This is a genomic window from Kribbella koreensis (genome assembly GCF_039525325.1).
Taxonomy (GTDB): domain Bacteria; phylum Actinomycetota; class Actinomycetes; order Propionibacteriales; family Kribbellaceae; genus Kribbella; species Kribbella koreensis.
In genome coordinates this window covers 142,198-159,921 of sequence record NZ_BAAAHK010000001.1, presented here as the reverse complement: position 1 = coordinate 159,921, position 17,724 = coordinate 142,198, and the positions used below count along the sequence as shown (strand labels likewise).

At 68.0% G+C, this 17,724-nt stretch carries 18 protein-coding genes and 1 pseudogene; 13 read left to right on the top strand and 6 right to left on the bottom strand.

Annotated elements, in window-relative coordinates; genetic code table 11:
* Window positions 1-95 precede the first annotated feature (95 nt).
* Complete coding sequence (locus ABD116_RS00810) at window positions 96-1,289, top strand: S1 family peptidase (RefSeq protein ID WP_343963675.1); 1,194 nt, start codon at window positions 96-98, stop codon at window positions 1,287-1,289.
* 113 nt (window positions 1,290-1,402) lie between these two features.
* Window positions 1,403-3,001, top strand: a complete 1,599-nt coding sequence (gene serA, locus ABD116_RS00805; RefSeq protein ID WP_343963673.1) for a phosphoglycerate dehydrogenase — start codon at window positions 1,403-1,405, stop codon at window positions 2,999-3,001.
* 143 nt (window positions 3,002-3,144) lie between these two features.
* Here the strand turns inward: serA and ABD116_RS00800 are convergent, their stop codons facing one another.
* Window positions 3,145-4,020 carry a LysR family transcriptional regulator gene (locus ABD116_RS00800; protein ID WP_343963671.1) on the bottom strand — a complete coding sequence of 292 codons (876 nt, stop codon included), beginning with the start codon at window positions 4,018-4,020 and terminating at the stop codon, window positions 3,145-3,147.
* A 97-nt stretch (window positions 4,021-4,117) separates the two neighbouring features.
* Here ABD116_RS00800 and ABD116_RS00795 point away from each other — a divergent pair, with 97 nt between their 5' ends.
* Window positions 4,118-4,759 carry a dihydrofolate reductase family protein gene (locus ABD116_RS00795; protein ID WP_343963669.1) on the top strand — a complete coding sequence of 214 codons (642 nt, stop codon included), beginning with the start codon at window positions 4,118-4,120 and terminating at the stop codon, window positions 4,757-4,759.
* Window positions 4,756-5,508: pseudogene (gene rarD / locus ABD116_RS00790) on the top strand (EamA family transporter RarD); the annotation flags it as partial. The gene ABD116_RS00795 and the pseudogene rarD, both read left to right, overlap by 4 nt.
* Before the next feature lie 103 nt (window positions 5,509-5,611).
* Here the strand turns inward: rarD and ABD116_RS00785 are convergent.
* Together ABD116_RS00785 and ABD116_RS00780 are read right to left on the bottom strand one after the other, a co-directional pair.
* Window positions 5,612-6,427 carry an aldo/keto reductase gene (locus ABD116_RS00785; RefSeq protein ID WP_343963667.1) on the bottom strand — a complete coding sequence of 272 codons (816 nt, stop codon included), beginning with the start codon at window positions 6,425-6,427 and terminating at the stop codon, window positions 5,612-5,614.
* A 126-nt stretch (window positions 6,428-6,553) separates the two neighbouring features.
* Entirely contained in the window at window positions 6,554-7,120 is a 567-nt protein-coding gene (locus ABD116_RS00780) for an O-methyltransferase (RefSeq protein ID WP_328326545.1), read from the bottom strand.
* A gap of 258 nt (window positions 7,121-7,378) precedes the next feature.
* On the opposite strand from ABD116_RS00780, the gene ABD116_RS00775 reads away from it, so the two are divergent.
* From ABD116_RS00775 to ABD116_RS00765, 3 genes are read left to right on the top strand one after another with little or no spacing between them, the layout of a single operon-like run.
* On the top strand, window positions 7,379-7,531 hold the full coding sequence (locus ABD116_RS00775) for a hypothetical protein (RefSeq protein ID WP_343963662.1): 153 nt from the start codon (window positions 7,379-7,381) through the stop codon (window positions 7,529-7,531).
* Entirely contained in the window at window positions 7,528-8,577 is a 1,050-nt protein-coding gene (locus ABD116_RS00770; protein ID WP_343963659.1) for a 3-isopropylmalate dehydrogenase, read from the top strand. Before ABD116_RS00775 ends, ABD116_RS00770 begins: the two co-directional genes overlap by 4 nt.
* A gap of 46 nt (window positions 8,578-8,623) precedes the next feature.
* Entirely contained in the window at window positions 8,624-9,715 is a 1,092-nt protein-coding gene (locus tag ABD116_RS00765) for a branched-chain amino acid aminotransferase (protein WP_343963656.1), read from the top strand.
* 27 nt (window positions 9,716-9,742) lie between these two features.
* On the opposite strand, the gene ABD116_RS00760 is transcribed toward ABD116_RS00765, so the two are convergent.
* Window positions 9,743-10,171: a hypothetical protein gene (locus tag ABD116_RS00760; protein WP_343963653.1), complete on the bottom strand. Its 429-nt coding sequence runs from the start codon at window positions 10,169-10,171 to the stop codon at window positions 9,743-9,745.
* Window positions 10,172-10,273: 102 nt separating this feature from the next.
* On the opposite strand from ABD116_RS00760, the gene ABD116_RS00755 reads away from it, so the two are divergent.
* The 3 genes from ABD116_RS00755 to ABD116_RS00745 all read left to right on the top strand — a co-directional run bounded on the left by ABD116_RS00755 (window position 10,274) and on the right by ABD116_RS00745 (window position 12,749).
* On the top strand, window positions 10,274-10,585 hold the full coding sequence (locus tag ABD116_RS00755) for a hypothetical protein (protein WP_343963650.1): 312 nt from the start codon (window positions 10,274-10,276) through the stop codon (window positions 10,583-10,585).
* A 314-nt stretch (window positions 10,586-10,899) separates the two neighbouring features.
* Window positions 10,900-12,489, top strand: coding sequence for a citramalate synthase (cimA, locus tag ABD116_RS00750; protein ID WP_343963647.1), 1,590 nt, complete (start codon window positions 10,900-10,902; stop codon window positions 12,487-12,489).
* Window positions 12,486-12,749, top strand: coding sequence for a hypothetical protein (locus tag ABD116_RS00745; RefSeq protein WP_343963645.1), 264 nt, complete (start codon window positions 12,486-12,488; stop codon window positions 12,747-12,749). Before cimA ends, ABD116_RS00745 begins: the two co-directional genes overlap by 4 nt.
* Here the strand turns inward: ABD116_RS00745 and ABD116_RS00740 are convergent.
* A complete protein-coding gene (locus tag ABD116_RS00740; protein WP_343963643.1) occupies window positions 12,736-13,824 on the bottom strand; it encodes an epoxide hydrolase family protein in 1,089 nt (362 codons plus the stop codon). The genes ABD116_RS00745 and ABD116_RS00740 overlap by 14 nt on opposite strands.
* A 115-nt stretch (window positions 13,825-13,939) precedes the next feature.
* On the opposite strand from ABD116_RS00740, the gene ABD116_RS00735 reads away from it, so the two are divergent.
* The 3 genes from ABD116_RS00735 to ABD116_RS00725 are packed head-to-tail and all read left to right on the top strand — an operon-like array spanning window position 13,940 to window position 16,315.
* The gene (locus tag ABD116_RS00735; RefSeq protein ID WP_343963641.1) at window positions 13,940-14,374 is read left to right on the top strand and encodes a MarR family winged helix-turn-helix transcriptional regulator; all 435 of its coding nucleotides are present in this window, start codon (window positions 13,940-13,942) and stop codon (window positions 14,372-14,374) included.
* On the top strand, window positions 14,371-15,723 hold the full coding sequence (locus ABD116_RS00730; protein WP_343963639.1) for an MFS transporter: 1,353 nt from the start codon (window positions 14,371-14,373) through the stop codon (window positions 15,721-15,723). Before ABD116_RS00735 ends, ABD116_RS00730 begins: the two co-directional genes overlap by 4 nt.
* A gap of 10 nt (window positions 15,724-15,733) precedes the next feature.
* Window positions 15,734-16,315, top strand: a complete 582-nt coding sequence (locus tag ABD116_RS00725; protein WP_343963637.1) for an isochorismatase family protein — start codon at window positions 15,734-15,736, stop codon at window positions 16,313-16,315.
* A gap of 20 nt (window positions 16,316-16,335) precedes the next feature.
* Here the strand turns inward: ABD116_RS00725 and ABD116_RS00720 are convergent, their stop codons facing one another.
* Window positions 16,336-17,694 (bottom strand): outer membrane protein assembly factor BamB family protein, encoded by a 1,359-nt coding sequence (locus tag ABD116_RS00720; protein ID WP_343963635.1) that lies wholly within the window; start codon window positions 17,692-17,694, stop codon window positions 16,336-16,338.
* Window positions 17,695-17,724 lie beyond the last annotated feature (30 nt).

Sequence of the window (17,724 nt, the reverse complement as noted above, 5' to 3'; positions counted from 1 at the left end):
GCCGACGCCCGGCCGCGCAGGTGGCCGGGCGTCGGCTTTTTCTTTGGCACAATCAGTGACGCAACGGGCCGGAGCGGGTGATCAGGGGGTAGCGGATGGACAGCGGCAGGCGTGAGCTGCCGAAGCCGCCTCGGCGCATCCCCGCCGGAGTGCTGACTCCGCTGACCTCGATCGAGACGCCGCCGCCGCGGTTGCCAGGGGTGACCACCCAGCCGCCGTTGCCGCCGAAGTTCCGGCCGCGGTTCGTCGTCCCGCTGATCGTCTTCGTACTCGTCCTGGGCGCGGGCGCCGGCTGGCTGATCCGCGAGGACAGCCTGACCTTGGACACGGCCGAGGTGCTCCGGAAGTCCGGTCCTAGTGTCGTCAAGATCCTCGCCACCACCTGCGAGGGCACCGGCATCGCCAGCGGCGTACTGCTCGACAACGGGCTGGTACTGACCGCGTCCTCGGCGATCAAGCAGCCGATGTCCGTCGCGCTGGTGACATCGACCGGTGACGTACGCCGGGCCAACGTGCTCGGCAGCAGCGCGGACGGCGTCGCGGTACTGCGAATGATCGGCCAGCTCCCCAACCCGACGGCTCAGCTGGCGTCGAAGGAGCCACCGCGGGGCGCCGACCGGGCCGTCGTCGCCTACATCGCCAACGGGCTGCTGAGCGTCCTGTCGCTCGGCTCGGCGAAGGACCCGGCACCGCTGACCTCGGTGCTCAACGCAACCAAACTCGGCGGGCCCGCCCTGGACCGCTCCGGCCGGGTGGTCGGCCTGATCACCGGCGACACGGTGCCCAAGGCCACCATCGTCCCGCTCGCAAAACTGCGCCAGTACGCCGGTACAGGCCAACCCGGCATCACCCCGGAACCCGGTGGGACCTGCGTCCGCTCGCGCGGACCGTCGGCCGCGATCGTGCCCGAGCTGACCGTGGCCAACACGCCGCTCGCGGCTGAGGTACAGACGCTGATCGGCACCTACATGACCACCACGAACCGGCACGATTTCGTGGGCCTACGGGCGCTCTACTCGGCGCGACTCGCCAAGAGCCTCACCCTGGCGGAAGACACCGAGCACCACCAGACGACGTATCTGTTCGGTCCCCGGATCATCGAGGTGACCCAGGTGGGGGAGACGGTGAACGCCCGGGTGAACTACAGCGTGCTGTTCTCGCCGAACAGCGTCGGAGCGCTCGGCCAGAGCTGCAACCGGCTCGACAACCGGTACCAGTTGGTCCGCGAGAAGGGCCGGCTGCTGGTCGACCGGGCGGTCGCAGTACGGGCTCCGCAGCCCTGCGACTGAGATGAGACCCTCCGGGCGGCCGGATCGGGGACCAGGTAGCATCGTGTTCAGCGGGCACAGCGCGGTGCTCTGACTCTTCGAGCCCCCAACCGCTTCTGCAGGAGACATCTCTCATGACTGACGCTCAACGGCCCGTCGTCCTGATCGCCGAAGAACTGTCCCCGGCCACCGTCGAGGCACTCGGCCCCGACTTCGAGATCCGGCACGCGAACGGCGCCGACCGCGCCGAGCTGATCCCGGCCATCGCCGACGTCGACGCCATCTTGATCCGGTCCGCCACCAAGGTGGACGCCGAGGCGCTCGCCGCCGCCAAGAAGCTCAAGGTGGTCGCCCGCGCCGGCGTCGGCCTCGACAACGTCGACGTGAAGGCCGCCACCCAGGCCGGCGTGATGGTCGTCAACGCGCCGACCTCCAACATCGTCAGCGCCGCCGAGCTCGCCGTCGCGCTGCTGCTGGCCGCCGCCCGCCGGGTGCCGGCCGCCGACCTGTCGCTGAAGAACGGCGAGTGGAAGCGGTCGAAGTTCTCCGGCGTCGAGCTGTTCGAGAAGACCGTCGGCATCGTCGGCCTGGGCAAGATCGGCGTCCTGGTCGCCCAGCGGCTGGCCGCCTTCGGCATGAACGTGATCGCCTACGACCCGTACGTGCAGGCCGGCCGCGCGGCCCAGATGGGTGTCCGGCTCGCGTCGCTGGACGAGCTGCTGGCCGCGTCCGACTTCATCTCCGTGCACCTGCCGAAGACGCCCGAGACGATCGGGCTGATCGGTGACGAGCAGCTGCACAAGGTCAAGCCCGAGGTGATCATCGTCAACGCCGCCCGTGGTGGCATCGTCGACGAGGCCGCTCTCTACAGTGCTTTGAAGGAAGGCCGGGTGGCCGCGGCCGGGCTGGATGTCTTCGCCAAGGAGCCGTGCACCGACTCGCCGTTGTTCGAGTTCGAGAACGTCGTCGCCACCCCGCACCTGGGCGCCTCCACCGAGGAAGCGCAGGAGAAGGCCGGTATCGCCGTCGCCAAGTCCGTGCGGCTGGCGCTGTCGGGTGAGCTCGTGCCGGACGCGGTCAACGTCCAGGGCGGGGTCATCGCCGAGGACGTCCGGCCGGGGATCGCGCTGACTGAGAAGTTGGGGCGGATCTTTACCGCTCTGGCCGGTGGCGTCGCCCAGCAGCTGGATGTCGAGGTGCGCGGTGAGATCACGCAGTACGACGTGAAGGTGCTCGAATTGGCGGCGCTGAAGGGCGTGTTCGCCGATGTGGTCGAGGACAACGTGTCGTACGTGAACGCGCCGCTGCTCGCGGCCGAGCGTGGGCTCGAGGTCCGGCTCGTCACCGACCACGACAGCCCGGAGCACCGCAACCTGATCACCCTGCGGGGCACGCTCGCCGATGGTGGGCAGGTGTCCGTCTCCGGCACGCTGGTCGGCGTCAAGCAGTCCGAGCGGCTGGTCGAGATCGACGGCTTCGATCTCGAGGTCGAGCTGGCGGCGCACCTCGCGTTCCTGAGCTACGAGGACCGTCCCGGCATCGTCGGCCAGGTCGGCGGCATCCTCGGCAAGTCCGAGATCAACATCGCCGGCATGCAGGTCAGCCGCGACCGCAAGGGCGGCAAGGCACTTGTCGCACTGAGCGTCGACTCCAGCATCCCGACGGCGGTCCTGGACGAGATCGCGACCGCAGTACAGGCCGACACCGCCCGCGCGGTCGACCTCGAGGTCTGAGAAGTTAAAACACCCCTGGGGTCGCTTAGGGCCCCGGGGGAAGGGCAAACTGTGTGAACAGGTCCGGCCTGCCGCCCGCAGGCGCATGGCGGCCGGCCAGGGCCCAGGTCCTCCCACCGGGAGCACCTGGGCCCACCTGCTTTTCAGCTTGGTACTGCTGGTCCGAAGGCTTTCAGGGCTTCTAGTACGGCGGCGACGGCGGGGGGATCGGGGGGATCGCCGTAGGTCGCGACGTGGAGTTGGCGGGTGTGGTTGGGGATCTTGGTGGCGTGGATGTCGGGGTGACGGTGCGCCTCGAGGGCGAGGCCGGGGAGGGTGGTGACGCCGATGCCTGCGGCCACGAAGGCTTGTACGACGGTCATGTCGTCGCTGAGTGACCCGATCCGTGGCGTGAAGCCTGCTCGCCGGCAGACGGTGACGAGCTCCTCCTGGCATCGCTCGCAGCCGCCGATCCAGGCGGAGTCGCGATGGCTCTCCAGAGTGTCGTCCGGGCGTTGGCTGATCAGATAGACCGGATCGTCGCCGATGCGGACCAGGCGAAACCCTTCGTCCTCGGCGGGCGCGTCGGCATACCGGAAGATGAGGGCGACGTCGATCTCGCCGTGACGCAGCAGCTGCAACGCTTCGACGGGGTGGCGCTCGATCAGGCTCAGCTCGAGTCCCGGGTACGTCCGGGTCAGGATGCCGGCCGCTCTGGGCGCGATCGTGCTCAGGACGGACGAGTTGCCGGCCAGCCGGACCTTGCCGGCCTGTAGCCCGACCTGCGCCGCCAGCTCGTTGGCCGCCGCGTCCATCCGTCCGATGATCTCGGCGGCCCGGTTGGCCAGCAGCCGACCTTCAGGGGTCAGCCGGATCCCTCGGCCGACCCGCTGCAGGAGCTTGACGCCGGTCGATGCTTCGAGGCGGGCCAGGTGGTGGCTCACCGTCGGTTGCGAGTAGTGCAGCTCCTTGGCCGCCTCGGTCACGGAGCCGTGGCGCGCCACCGAGGCCAGGATCTGGAGATGGACCGGATTGAGCATTGATAGAGAATATCAATGGATCGGCCAGAATATTGGCATTAGACGTCATCTCTCCGCTCCTCCATGCTCGGATCACAACCACAACCGAGGAGGAACGATGAGCAAGCTCAGGTGCCACATCTCGATCTCGCTGGACGGTTTTGTCGCGGGCCCGAACCAGAGCGTGGAGAACCCGCTCGGCGAGGGTGGCGAGCGGCTGCACGACTGGGTGGTACCGCTGGCGAGCTGGCGCGAGGGCCACGACAAGGAAGGCGGCGAGGTCAACGCGAGTGACCGGGTCGTCGAGGAGGTGCGGGAGAACATCGGTGCCGCAGTGATGGGCCGGAACATGTTCGGCCCGATCGGCGGTGGCCCGTGGGTGGACGAGGACTGGAAGGGCTGGTGGGGCGACAACCCGCCGTACCACTACCCCGTGTTCGTGGTGACCCACTACCCGCGCGAGCCGGTCGAGATGGCCGGGGGTACGACGTACCGGTTCGTCACCGACGGGATCGAGTCGGCCCTCGACCAGGCGAAGGAGGCCGCCGGCGGGAAGGATGTGATGCTCTGGGGTGGCGGCGACATCATCGGGCAGTACCTGGCCGCGGGACTGCTGGACGAGCTCGAGCTGCACGTCGTACCGATCCTGCTGGGCGGTGGTGCTCGCATCTTCGGCGCCACCGGGGATGTCCGGCTGGAACAGATCCGCTCCGTCGAGGCGCCCGGTGTCACCCACCTCAAGTACCGCGTCCTGAAATGAAGCGCGGCCTCCTGTACGGCGCTTCGACGTACGGGATCTGGGGACTGCTGCCGCTCTACTGGCGGCTTCTCGACGGCGCCGGTGCGGTGGAGGTGCTGGCTCACCGGTTCGTCTGGACCCTCGTGTTCATCGCGTTGCTGCTGTGGTTGCGCCCGCAGTCCGGTTGGTGGCGGGCGCTGAGGCAGCGGCCAGCCGCGCTGCGGTACCTGGCCGCTGCCGCGACGGTGATCGCGTTCAACTGGTACCTCTACATCTGGGGCGTGAATCACGGGCGGGTGGTGGAGACCTCGCTCGGCTACTTCATCAGCCCGCTGATCACGGTCCTGTTCGGAGTGGTTCTGTTTCGCGAACGGCTCCGGCGAGGGCAATGGCTCGCGCTCGGTCTGGCGGCTGCTGGAGTGGCGTGGCTGGCGATCGATTACGGTCGCGTGCCTTGGGTGGCGGCCGGGTTGGCGCTCAGCTTCGCGGCGTACGGCGTACTGAAGAAGAAAGCGGTGACACCCGCGGTCGAGGGACTCGCGGTCGAGGCGACGGTCGTGCTGCCGTTCATGGTGGGGTATCTGGTCTGGCTCGAGTACGCCGGACGTGCCGGGTTCGGGCACGCGGGCTGGTCGACGTCGCTCCTCCTGGCGGCCGCCGGCCCGGCCACGGCGATTCCGCTGTTGTTCTTCGCCGGGGCCGTCCGCCGGATCCCGCTGACCTATCTCGGACTGCTGCAGTACCTCACGCCGACCGTGCAGTTCCTGCTGGCCGTCTTCGCGTTCGGCGAACCGATGCCCGCCGAACGCTTGGCCGGATTCCTGCTGATCTGGACCGCCTTGACGATCTTCGTGGCCGGCAACGTCGGCCCGGTCAGGACCACCACTTCTGGCCAGGGGCTTTCGCGTCGGGGGTGTGGCCGGTGGTGTCCAGGGCGTCCAGGGCTGACATCGCGTCCTCGTCCAGTTCGAAGTCGAGGGCTCCGAAGTTCTCCTGGATGCGGGATGGGGTGGAGGACTTGGGGATTACTGAGACGCCTCGTTGGAGGGACCAGCGGATGAGGACCTGGGCGGCGGTGCGACCGGTGGTGGAGGCGATTTTGGCTACGACCGGGTCGTCCAGGTGTTCGCCGGTGCCCAGCGGGCTGTAGCCCTGGGGGACTACGCCTGCGGCTACACAGGCGTCGACCAGGGCTCGACGGTCCAGGAACGGGCTGTACTGGAACTGGTTGGCCATCGGTGCGACCTCGGCAGTCCGTGACACTTCGGCGAGTTCGGCGGCGCTGAAGTTGGAGACGCCGATCGCCTTGGCCAGGCCGGCAGCGTGGGCGGCTTCCATGCCGGGCCATGCCGCCGTCGGGCCGCCCTGGGGCCAGTGGACCAGGTACAGGTCGACGTAGTCGGTGTCGAGCCGCCGCAGGCTCTTCTCCATCTCGGCCAGCGGGTCGCGGCGGCTGGGGAGGAACTTCGTTGTCAGGAAGATCTCTTCCCGCGGTACGCCGCTGCTCCGGATCGCCCGGCCGACGCTCGACTCGTTCCCATAGGCCTGGGCCGTGTCGATCAGCCGGTACCCCGCCTCGAGCGCCGCGGCCACCGCCCGCTCGGTGACCGGCCCGTCCGGCACCTGCCAGACCCCCAGACCGAGGGTGGGGATCTCAGTGCCGTTCGAAAGCTTCAGCGATGTCTGCATGTCTACTCCAAAGTTCAGATGAGCGGTCCAGCACCGCCCATCATGCAACCTCTACGAGTAGCTGGGGGTGGGGAGCAGGCGAGGTACGAGCCGGCGTGGGCGGAGTATTGCCCCTCGGAGGTGTACCTACCGCTTGGTGGCGAGGAGGACTGCGGCGTCGGTGGCGACCATGATTTCGACGGTGGTGAAGCGTTTGTCCTGGAGCCATTCCTGGCGCAGCGTGTCGACCCGGCCTTCGTACATGGGGGGCCAGACCGCGGACGGGGTGAAGTCGTCGAGGACTACGAAGCCGCCGGGCTCTACTGCTTCGGCGATCACGTCGCGGGCGGAGAGCTTGGCCTCGCGGGCGTCGACGAAGAGCAGGGAGAAGGGGCCGCGCTCGATCAGGGCGGTCCAGTCGGCCGAGAGGACCTCGATCCGGCCGTCGTCGGCGAACAGTTCCTTGACCACCTGGGCCAGCTGCGGATCGCTCTCGGCGGTGACGATCTTGGTGTCGTCGGTGGCGCCGTGCCGCAGCCAGGCCGAGCCGACGCCGCAGCCGGTACCGACCTCGCCGAGCGTTCCGGTCCGGGAAGCCGCCAGGGTGGCGAGCAATCGGCCGGTCTCGTTGCGCGTCGCGCTGACGAATCCACGGCGTCCGGACAGGCTGAGGGCCGCTGAAACCAGCGGCGGCAGTTCTGGGGGAGCACTCACCGGTTGAGAGTTGCACAGCATTGGTCCAGTTGTGTCACTGGTATCTCACATACCGGGACAGGATGCCCGCATTGTGGCGAAATAGTCGGACGCCAGAGTATCTTCGGACCCATCATGCAGTTCGTGGTACGCCTTATTCGCTGCCGCGCCGGGGTCCGCTAAGGCCGACCTCCCCGGCGCGGGTTTCGGCGTACCTCCCGCCCGGTAGTGCCAGTCGTCGGCCGTTTGTGACAGCACCAGACCAAACGGGAGAGCAGCATGTACGACATGTATCCGGCCAACTGGAAGGTCGTCGACGGACGCGAGCGCAAGGCCGCCCGCCGTCGCCGTCCCGCCCCACGTACGCCTGAGACCCAACCAGTCCAAGAGGCCATGAACCGCCGCGACAACGGGGGAGAACCCAAGAAGTGAGCACCAACAAGTCGTTCAAGCTGGCCGTTGTCGGTGGCGACGGGATCGGTCCCGAGGTCACCGCCGAGGCGCTCAAGGTCCTCGACGCGGTCAGCGCGAACTACGGCGTCACGTTCGAGCGCACGGAGTACGACCTCGGCGCGAAGCGCTGGCACGAGACCGGCGAGACGCTGCCGGACGCCGAGCTCGAGGAGATCCGCGGCCACGACGCGATCCTGCTCGGCGCGGTCGGCGACCCGACCGTACCGTCCGGGGTGCTCGAGCGCGGTCTGCTCCTCAAGCTCCGTTTCGCACTGGACCACTACGTGAACCTGCGCCCGTCGAAGGTCTACCCGAGTGTCGGCTCGCCGCTGGCCAACCCGGGCGAGGTCGACTTCGTCGTCGTCCGCGAAGGCACCGAAGGCCCGTACACCGGCAACGGCGGCGCGCTCCGGGTGGGCACGCCGGCCGAGATCGCCACCGAGGTCTCCGTCAACACGGCGTACGGCGTGGAGCGGGTCGTCCGTGACGCGTTCGCCCGGGCGCAGGCGCGGCCGCGCAAGAAGCTCACACTCGTCCACAAGAACAACGTGCTCGTGTACGCCGGTCATCTCTGGAAGCGGACCGTCGACGCGGTCGCGACCGAGTTCCCCGACATCACCGTCGACTACCTGCACGTGGACGCGGCGACCATCTTCCTGGTCACCGACCCGGCCCGCTTCGACGTGATCGTCACCGACAACCTGTTCGGCGACATCATCACCGACCTGGCCGCCGCGATCAGCGGTGGCATCGGGCTGGCCGCGAGCGGCAACATCAACCCGGACAAGACCGCGCCGAGCATGTTCGAGCCGGTGCACGGCTCCGCGCCGGACATCGCCGGCCAGCAGAAGGCGGACCCGACGGCAGCGATCCTGTCCACCGCCCTGCTCTGCGACCACCTCGGCCTGACCGAGGCGGCCGCGGCGATCGAGGCGGCCGTCACGGCCGACATCGAGGAGCGGACCGGCGCCGCCCGGACGACTTCCGAGATCGGTGACGCCATCGCGAAGCGCGCCGCGGGCTGACAACGGAGGCTCGCATGACCACTTCCTCAACAGGTACGGTGCGCTTATGAGCGCGGATTTGCAGTTCACCGTTGAGCCAAACACCCAACCGGCCAGCGACGACCAGCGCGCCCAGATCCTGGCGAACCCAGGGTTCGGGCAGTACTTCACCGACCACATGGCGATCGCCACCTGGACCCGGGACAACGGCTGGCACGACGCGAGGATCACCGCCTTCGGACCGCTGGAGCTCTCTCCGGCGACCTCGGTGTTCCACTACGCCCAGACCATCTTCGAAGGGATGAAGGCCTACCGGCACCCTGACGACTCGATCCACATGTTCCGGCCCGAGGCGAACGCGGCGCGGTTCAACCGCTCCGCGAAGCGGCTCGCGCTGCCGGAGCTGCCCGAGGAGGCCTTCCTCGACTCGCTGCGCAAGCTGATCGAGATCGACAAGGCCTGGGTCCCCACCGGCGGCGAGACCTCGCTGTACCTGCGGCCGTTCATGTTCGGCTCGGACCCGTTCCTCGGCGTCCGTCCGTCGGCCCAGGTCACGTACTGCGCGATCGCCTCACCGGCCGGCTCGTACTTCGCCAAGGGCGTGAAGCCGGTCCGGATCTGGCTCAGCGAGGAGTACACGCGAGCCGCCCCGGGTGGTACGGGCGCAGCCAAGACGGGTGGCAACTACGCCTCGTCGCTGCTCGCCCAGGCCGAGGCCATCGAGCAGGGCTGTGACCAGGTCGCCTTCCTCGACGCGGTCGAGAAGAAGTGGGTCGAAGAGCTCGGCGGGATGAACCTGTACTTCGTCCTCGACGACAGCACCGTCGTCACGCCGGAACTGTCCGGCACCATCCTCGAGGGCATCACCAGGGACTCGATCCTGAAGCTGGTCACCGATCTCGGCTACACCGTCACCGAGCGAAAGATCTCGATCGACGAGTGGCGCGACGGGGCGGCGTCCGGCCGGATCCAGGAGGTGTTCGCCTGCGGTACCGCCGCAGTGATCACCCCGGTCGCCTCGCTGAAGTGGAACGGCGGCGAGGTCCAGGTGGCCGACGGCGAGGGTGGCAAGGTCACCGCAGCCGTCCGCTCGGCCCTGCTCGACCTGCAGTACGGTCGCGCCACCGACACCCACGGCTGGATGACCAAGGTCTGCTGAAAGCCAGCGCAGGAGCCCCGGCGAACCTCAGAGTCGCCGGGGCTTCTTGCTGGGCGGCTGCGCCCGGCGGCAGACGACGACCGCGACCAGCCAGACGGCTGCAGCGACGTAGGGGGCCCAGGTCGCCGAGACCCCGACCATCTTGGGGCCCCGATCAGCGAGGATGACGCCGGTGGCGATCAGGCCGGCGACGGCCAGCACCATGGCGGCCTTGTCGTCGGGCGGGATCACCAGCAGGGCGATCGCGGCCACCACGCAGAGGAACACCATCAGAACGCCGGCGCCTCCGGTCGGCGAATGGTCCTGACCGGGAATCACCCCGGTCAGCCCGAAGCCACTGGCCTTGTAGGCCTCGTGCCCGGGCGATCCGTGGAAGGTGAACCAGGTCGGCGCCAGCACCAGGAGCGCGGCGATGCCGCAGGCAACCGATGCCAGCCGGAACGGGGATTGCTTCATCGTGTCCTCTCGACCCAGCGGATTTCATCAGGATCCTCTCAGGCCCCGGCCGGGGCCGGCCCGGTAGGGTCGAAGGACTGGCAGCCAGTCGAAGGCGAGGTTATGAGCGGCTTTCCGGATGAGGTTGAGGCGTACTACGCGGAGCTGGCCGAACAACGCGGCTGGCAGCCGGACACCGTGCGGGCCTATCGGGCGTCTGTGGAGCTGATCCGCGACCTCGACCGGGGGACCGGTGCCCGCACCTTCGGGGCGCGCGCGGACGAGTACGGCACGGACTGGCTGTTCGAGGCGGTCTGGCACGAGCGTGAGTGGGTCATCGTCCGGCAGTTGCAGGTCGGCGAGGACGGCACGTCTTGCGGTACTGGTGGCAGCGGCTCGAGGACGAGGACGGAGCGCTCACCGAGGAAGGGCTGAACCGCGACGAATGGGGTCTTCGCCCGCTCAGCCGGGAGGACTTCTACGCTGCCTGGGACGACCCGGGGTGGTCGCTGACCGCGTAATTCAGTACTCCGGTGAGCGACGTAGTACAGGCTGACGTACTGGATGTTCGCTTTTCGAGACAATCGGCCGCGCGCCGGAATTCCTATGGCAGACTGCCAAATGTCATGAAGAGCTACCAGATCATTATCGACTAGCGCGCTCAGCCAAGCAGCACCTGAGCGCGCAGACCTCTCGCACTTTGCGGGAGGTTTTTTGTTTGCCTGAAGCCCCCACCGGAAGGCGATTCCGTGAGCACAACCGACGAGTTCCACGTCTACGACACCACCCTGCGCGACGGCGCGCAGCAGGAGGGTCTGGCGTTGTCAGTGGCCGACAAGATCGCCATCGCCCAGCACCTGGACGACCTGGGTGTGGGCTTCATCGAGGGCGGCTGGCCGGGCGCGGTGCCCAAGGACACCGAGTTCTTCCAGCGGGCGCGGACCGAGCTGCACCTGCGGCACGCGACCTTCGCCGCGTTCGGCGCCACCTGCAAGCCCGGTACGCCGGCAGCCGACGACCAGCAAGTCGCCGCCCTCCGCGAGTCCGGCGCGGCCGTCGTCACGTTGGTTGCCAAGAGCCACGACGCGCACGTCGAGCGGGCCTTGCGGACGACCCTCGACGAGAACCTGCGGATGATCGCCGACACCGTCCGGCACCTGCGTGAGCACGGCCAGCGGGTCTTCCTCGACACCGAGCACTTCTTCGACGGCTACCGCGCCAACCGGGCGTACGCGCTGGAGGTGGTCCGGGTGTCGGCCGAGGCCGGCGCCGACGTGGTCGCGCTCTGCGACACCAACGGTGGAACGCTTCCGCGCGAACTGCAGGACGTCGTCCGCGACGTCCTCGAGAACACCGGCGCCCGCCTGGGCATCCACGCCCACAACGACGGCGGCTGCGCGGTCGCCAACTCGATCGCCGCGGTCGAGGCGGGCTGCACGCACGTACAGGGCACCATCAACGGCTACGGCGAGCGGACCGGTAACGCCGATCTGCTCGCGGTCGTGGCCAATCTCGAACTCAAGCGCGGGATGGAACTTCTCCCGCCCGGACGGCTCGCCGAGTCGTACCGGATCGCGCACGCGATCGCCGAAGTGACGAACGTGCCGCCGTCGACCCGGCAGCCGTACGTCGGTGTGTCAGCCTTCGCCCACAAGGCGGGACTGCACGCCAGTGCCATCAAGGTGGATCCCGATCTCTACCAGCACACGGATCCGGCCCTGGTGGGCAACGACATGAGGATGCTCGTCTCGGAGATGGCCGGCCGGGCGAGCGTCGAGCTGAAGGGCCGCGAGCTCGGCTTCGACCTCGGCAACGACCGCGACCTGGTCAGCCGGGTGACGGACCGGGTGAAGGAGATGGAGTCGCGCGGCTACACGTTCGAGGCCGCGGACGCGTCGTTCGAGCTGCTGCTGACCGAAGAGGTCGCGGGCGAACGGGTCAGCTTCTTCGACGTCGAGTCGTGGCGGGTGATCACAGAATCGCGCGCCGACGGTGAAGCGGTCTCGGAGGCGACGGTCAAGCTCGTCGCCGGTGGCGATCGCGAGATCGTCACCGGCGAGGGCAACGGCCCGGTGAACGCGCTCGACCACGCCTTGCGGGCGGCGATCGAGCGCGCCTATCCGGTGGTCAACAAGTTCGACCTGGTCGACTACAAGGTCCGGATCCTCGACCAGGGTCACGGCACCGACGCGGTGATCAGAGTCCTGATCGAGACCGCCGACGGCGAGGGTTCGTGGCTCACCGTCGGGGTCGGCCACAACATCATCGAGGCTTCGTGGGAGGCGCTGGTCGACGGCGTCACCTACGGTCTGCTTCGTCACAAGGAGGTCGTGCGATGACCACGCTGGCAACCCTGGAACCGGTCGGCTACGTAGTACCGGAACGGATCCTCACCACCTTCACCGCGCAGGTGGTCGAGACCCGCGGCCTGCTCGCCCGGATCGCGGTCCAGCTCAACCCGTACGACGTCCGCGAACTCCAGCTGTGCCTGGAGACCAGCACGCTGCGCATCGTTGTCGAAGGCAACGGCTTCGACGCCGGCCGGGTCGCCGCCCGCCTCGACAAGATCATCGGCGTCCTCGAGGTCAGCTACTGCTGAGGCTTGCGAAGAAGGTCGTGATGTCGGCGGCCAGTGCTTCGGGGACCTCCATGGCGGAGAAATGGCCGCCGTGGTCGAATTCGGTCCATTGGTGGACGTCGAACAAGTACTCGACGTGAGCCCGGACGGCCAGGGTGATGTCGTGGGGCATTACCGCGACGGCGATCGGTGCTTTGCAGATCGGTGGCGCGATGCCGGCGGTTTCCTTGGTGAGTCTGGCGGCTGAGCCGGCCGTGCCGGTGAGCCAGTAGAGGGAGATGTTGGTCAGGATCTCGTCGGGGGAGATCTCCGACTCCGGGTCGGTCCACTCGGTGTACTTCTCGGCGATCCAGGCGAGCTGGCCGACGGGCGAGTCGGTCAGGGCGTACGAGATCGTCTGCGGGCGGGTCGCCTGCAGGGACTGGTACGCCGGGCGGTTGGCGATCAGCTGCTTGATCCGGTCCAGCCGCCGGGTGTCCTCCTCGTCGAGGTCGAAGGTCACGCCGGCCGGCGGCGGGCCGGGCAAGTAGGTGAGGTGGACGCCGACCACGTTGTCGGGTGCGATGCCGGCCAGCGCGCGGGAGATCCCGGACCCGAAGTCGCCGCCGTGGGCACCGTACCGGTCGTAGCCGAGGCGGCTCATCAGGGTCGCCCAGGCCTCGGCGACCCGGGGGACACCCCAGCCCTTCTCATGCGTCGGGCCGGAGAATCCGAAGCCTGGGATGGAGGGGATCACCAGGTGGAAGTTCTCGCTGAGTGGCTCGATGAGCTGCTCGAACTCGAGGAACGAGCCCGGCCAGCCGTGGGTCAGGATCAGCGGCAACGCATCTTCTCGGGCTGATCTCACATGCACGAAATGAATCCGTTGCCCGTCGATCTCGGTGGTGTACTGCGGCAGCTCGTTGAGCCGCGCCTCGTGCTTGCGCCACTCGAAGCCGGTCGCCCAGTACTCGGCCAGCTCCTTCACTCTGGCGAGCGGGATCCCGTAGTCCCAGCCCACGCCGGGTAGCTCGTCGGGCCAGCGGGTGTGCTTCAGGCGCTGGGTCAGGTCGTCGAGGTCGGCCTGCGGTACGTCGATGGTGAACGGCTCGATCATCACGCTCTCCTTTGCTGGTGCGACCAACGATAGCTCGCAATTGTTGGTCGCGCCAACAATAAATATAGACAGTTTGAACTGGACAGTCTGAACTGAAGAGTTTAGAGTCGAAGGCATGGAGATCTCGGAGTCCGCCGCGCTCGCGGCCAGCGAGGTGCGGGTGACCTTCGGGCGCCTTCGCAGGCGGCTGAGGGCCCTGGCGGCGTCCGATGATCTGACGCCTTCGCAGGAGGCGGTGCTGAGCCGGCTCGACAAGCACGGCGTGGCCTCTGCCAGCGATCTCGCTGCTGCCGAGCGCGTCCGCCCGCAGTCGATGGCGGCCACCGTCGCGGTCCTGGTGGAGCTGGGCTTCGTCCAGCGGACCCCCGATCCCGACGACGGTCGCAAGCAGCTGATCTCGCTGACCACGGCGGGTGTCGAGCGGTTGCAGGGCGATCGACAGGTCCGGCAGGAATGGCTGGCCGCGACCTTGCAGGAGAAGTGCACCGAGGAGCAGCGGCAGACCATCATCCAGGCGCTCGCACTGTTGGATGAAGTGACCCAGGCGTGAGCTCTGCGGGTTTCGATCGGAAGTTGATCGCGCCGATGATGCTCGGCTCGATCCTCAACCCGATCAACTCGTCGATGCTGGCGGTCGCGCTGATCCCGATCGGCGCTGCTTTCGGCATCCCGCCGTCCCAGACGGCCTGGCTGGTCACGGGCCTGTACCTGGCGACGGCGGTCGGCCAGCCAGTGATGGGCAAGCTCGTCGACACGTACGGACCGCGCCGGCTCTACCTGATCGGCACCGCGCTGGTCGGGATCGCCGGGCTGATGGGCGCGTTGGCCCCCAATCTCGGCTTCCTGATCGCCTCGCGGGTACTGCTCGGCTTCGGTACTTCGGCCGCGTACCCGGCCTCGATGTCGCTGATCCGGAGCGAGGCTGACCGTACCGGCCAGGAGAGCCCGACCGGCGTGCTGAGCGCCTTGTCGATCGCCAACCAGGTGATCGCGGTGATCGGCCCGACGCTCGGCGGCGTTCTGATCGGGGTGGGTGGCTGGCATCTGATCTTCACCATCAACGTGCCGCTGTCGATCGCTTGCGTCCTGCTCGGCTGGTTTTGGCTGCCTCGGCGCGCTACCGGCGTACGGGCTGGGCAGCGGTTGGACTATGCGGGGATCGTGTTGTTCGCGGCGATGCTGGTGTCGCTGATGGTCTTCCTGATGCTGCCGGCCGTGTCTCGCTTGTACCTGCCAGTGCTGGCGATTGCCTTCGGCGCGGCCTTTGCCCGGCGGGAGCTTCGTACGCTGGAACCGTTCATCGACTTGCGTGTGCTGGGCGGCAACGCGCCTTTGCTCGCGACGTATGCGCGGCAGGTGCTGTCGTTCGTGGTCAGCTATTCGTTCCTGTACGGGTTCGCCCAATGGCTGGAGGAGGCGCGCTCGCTGAGCGCCTCCGCGGCCGGGCTGGTGCTGTTGCCGATGTCAGGTGCCGCGATCGTGATCACCGCGATCACGGGCCGGCGGGCCCAGGTACGGGCCAAACTAGTTGCCGGAAGCCTCATCCTGCTGCTCGCCGCCGCCGGCCTCCAGCTGGCCGATGCGGGGAGCGCTCTCTGGCTGCTCGTCGCCCTCGGCGTCACGGCCGGCTTTCCGCAAGGACTCAACGGTCTCGCCAACCAGAACGCGCTCTACCACCAGGCGGATCCGGCCCGGATGGGCTCGTCGGCCGGCCTGCTCCGTACTGGCACCTACCTCGGCGCGCTCATCGCCGCCGCTGCCAACGCCACCTTCTTCAAGACCGGCGCCTCGACCACCGGCCTCCATCACTTGTCGTTCTTCCTCCTGATCACCAGCTCTCTGCTGCTGCTCATCACCGCCTTGGACCGCTCCCTCCGCCGGATCGGCCAACCCACCTGAAAGGCCTCTCGTGGCGCTCACCACCCTCGACCCGAAGACCGCGCTCGTCGTCATCGACCTGCAGAACGCCGTCGTCGCACTCCCCGGTACGCCGTTGTCCACCGCCGAGGTGGTCGCCCGCTCGGTCGAACTGGCCAACGCCTTCCGCGCCAGACAGCTCCCCGTCGTACTGGTCCGCGTCGACACCACTCCTGCCGACAGCCTCCCCGGCCGCACCGAACGCGTCCGCCGGTCCGGCGGCACACCAGCCGAAAACGCAGCCCGAATCGTCGACGACCTGGCCGGCCACCCCGAGGACATCGTCGTGGTGAAGCGCAACTGGGGCGCCTTCTACGGCACCGACCTCGACCTCCACCTCCGCCGCCGGGGCATCACCCAGGTCGTCCTCACCGGCGTAGCCACCAGCATCGGCGTCGAATCCACCGCCCGCGCCGCCTACGAACACGGCTACAACATCACCCTCGCCACCGACGCCATGACCGACCTCAACGAGACCGCCCACCGCAACAGCCTCGACTGGATCTTCCCCCGCCTAGGCGAATCCGGCACCACCACCGAAGTACTGAACCTGCTGGCCGAAACCCACAGCTGAGCCAGATCAAGGTGACTACTTCAGTCCTTGCGGAGTACCAGGATTCGTTGGCCTAGCTGGACGACGCCGGCGGCGGACCCGACGCGCTGGCGGGAGCCGGCGGTTGAGATCTGGCCGTGTTCGACGCCGTCGGTGATCCAGGCGTAGCGGTCGCTCTTGGCACCCACCGCGTCGACCACGGTGGTGCGTGAGATCGCTGTGTCGTTCGAGAACTGTTCGATGCTCAGATCGACTGTCTGTCCGCGTCCGGCGAGGTTCACCAGCTTGCCGGTGATCGTGTCGGCCACTGCCCAGGCGTCGACCGATCGATCGCGGTCGCGCTGCTCGACCGCGACGTACCGGCCGCCGAAGCCGCCGTTGAACCAGTTCACGGACCAGTCGTCCTCGATGGGGACCTCGCGTACGGTGCCGCTCCCGGGGTCGAGGTAGACGGCCTTGGTGTCGTAGAGAGCTCGCGCCTTGCCGTCGACGACGTCCAGCGACTCCTGGCTGTTGGAGCGTGCGAACTCGGCCTGCCAGGGTTTCCCGCCCGCGAGCGGAGTTCCCTTGGCCAGCCGACGGCCGAGCTTGGTGTAGCCGAACTCGACGAAGCTCTTGCCGGCGACAACGAAGTCGTTGCTCTTGACCTGTACGGTGGCCGCCACCTGGCCGGTGCGCGCGTCGAGCACGGTGACCGGCGCCGATTCGGAGTCACCGCGAATGACGATCCAGTCGGATCGGGGTACCCAACGCCTCGCGTTGTAGGAGCTCTGTCCACCTGACCCGGCGGTCGCCTCACCGGAGTAGGTCCAGAGTTTCTTGCCGGTCTGTACCTCGACACCCGTCGTCGTCTTGCCGCCGCTGAACACGACGACATCGCCGTTCGTGGTGAATGGCTCCTGCTGTCCGACGTCCTGCTGCCAGCGGGTCTTGCCATCGGCGAGCGAAACGACCGAGGCCTGGTTGTCGCCATACAGAAGGACAGCATCCGTTCCCAGCTGCTGCGACCGGACCGTGCCTGAGCTGCCGAAACTGTTCTTCCACACTTCGCGGCCATCGGAGATCGCACGACCCTGCACCGCGTGAGTCTTCTGGTTCAGCAGGACCGCGAGCTGGTCGTCCGCCGCGATCAGGCGTGCGTCCGATCCGGACTCCCAGCCCGCCGATCTGATCGGCGGGACGCGGACCACGAGGATTCCGGCCGCGACGACGGCTACGGCGGCAACCACCGCGGCAGTTCGCAGTACCGGCCTGGACCGCCAGGTGGCAACGATCAGCGCGACGGCAGCGATCGCCAGGGTGGCGATCCAGGCGGACCAACCCCAGTCGAGGACGATCGTCAGGGCCGCGGCGGCTACGGCCACCGCGAGAACGACGAGTGCCGCGGTTCGCTTGGGCATTTTGGTCCTCACTGGGCGATGTGTGGGACC

Bases quoted from the DNA above. Each gene is read 5' to 3' on its own strand.
- ABD116_RS00810 (WP_343963675.1), top strand. From the start codon at position 96: ATGGACAGCGGCAGGCGTGAGCTGCCGAAGCCGCCTCGGCGCATCCCC.
- serA (WP_343963673.1), top strand. From the start codon at position 1,403: ATGACTGACGCTCAACGGCCCGTCGTCCTGATCGCCGAAGAACTGTCC.
- ABD116_RS00800 (WP_343963671.1), bottom strand. From the start codon at position 4,020: ATGCTCAATCCGGTCCATCTCCAGATCCTGGCCTCGGTGGCGCGCCAC.
- ABD116_RS00795 (WP_343963669.1), top strand. From the start codon at position 4,118: ATGAGCAAGCTCAGGTGCCACATCTCGATCTCGCTGGACGGTTTTGTC.
- ABD116_RS00785 (WP_343963667.1), bottom strand. From the start codon at position 6,427: ATGCAGACATCGCTGAAGCTTTCGAACGGCACTGAGATCCCCACCCTC.
- ABD116_RS00775 (WP_343963662.1), top strand. From the start codon at position 7,379: ATGTACGACATGTATCCGGCCAACTGGAAGGTCGTCGACGGACGCGAG.
- ABD116_RS00765 (WP_343963656.1), top strand. From the start codon at position 8,624: ATGAGCGCGGATTTGCAGTTCACCGTTGAGCCAAACACCCAACCGGCC.
- ABD116_RS00760 (WP_343963653.1), bottom strand. From the start codon at position 10,171: ATGAAGCAATCCCCGTTCCGGCTGGCATCGGTTGCCTGCGGCATCGCC.
- ABD116_RS00755 (WP_343963650.1), top strand. From the start codon at position 10,274: ATGAGCGGCTTTCCGGATGAGGTTGAGGCGTACTACGCGGAGCTGGCC.
- ABD116_RS00745 (WP_343963645.1), top strand. From the start codon at position 12,486: ATGACCACGCTGGCAACCCTGGAACCGGTCGGCTACGTAGTACCGGAA.
- ABD116_RS00740 (WP_343963643.1), bottom strand. From the start codon at position 13,824: ATGATCGAGCCGTTCACCATCGACGTACCGCAGGCCGACCTCGACGAC.
- ABD116_RS00735 (WP_343963641.1), top strand. From the start codon at position 13,940: ATGGAGATCTCGGAGTCCGCCGCGCTCGCGGCCAGCGAGGTGCGGGTG.
- ABD116_RS00720 (WP_343963635.1), bottom strand. From the start codon at position 17,694: ATGCCCAAGCGAACCGCGGCACTCGTCGTTCTCGCGGTGGCCGTAGCC.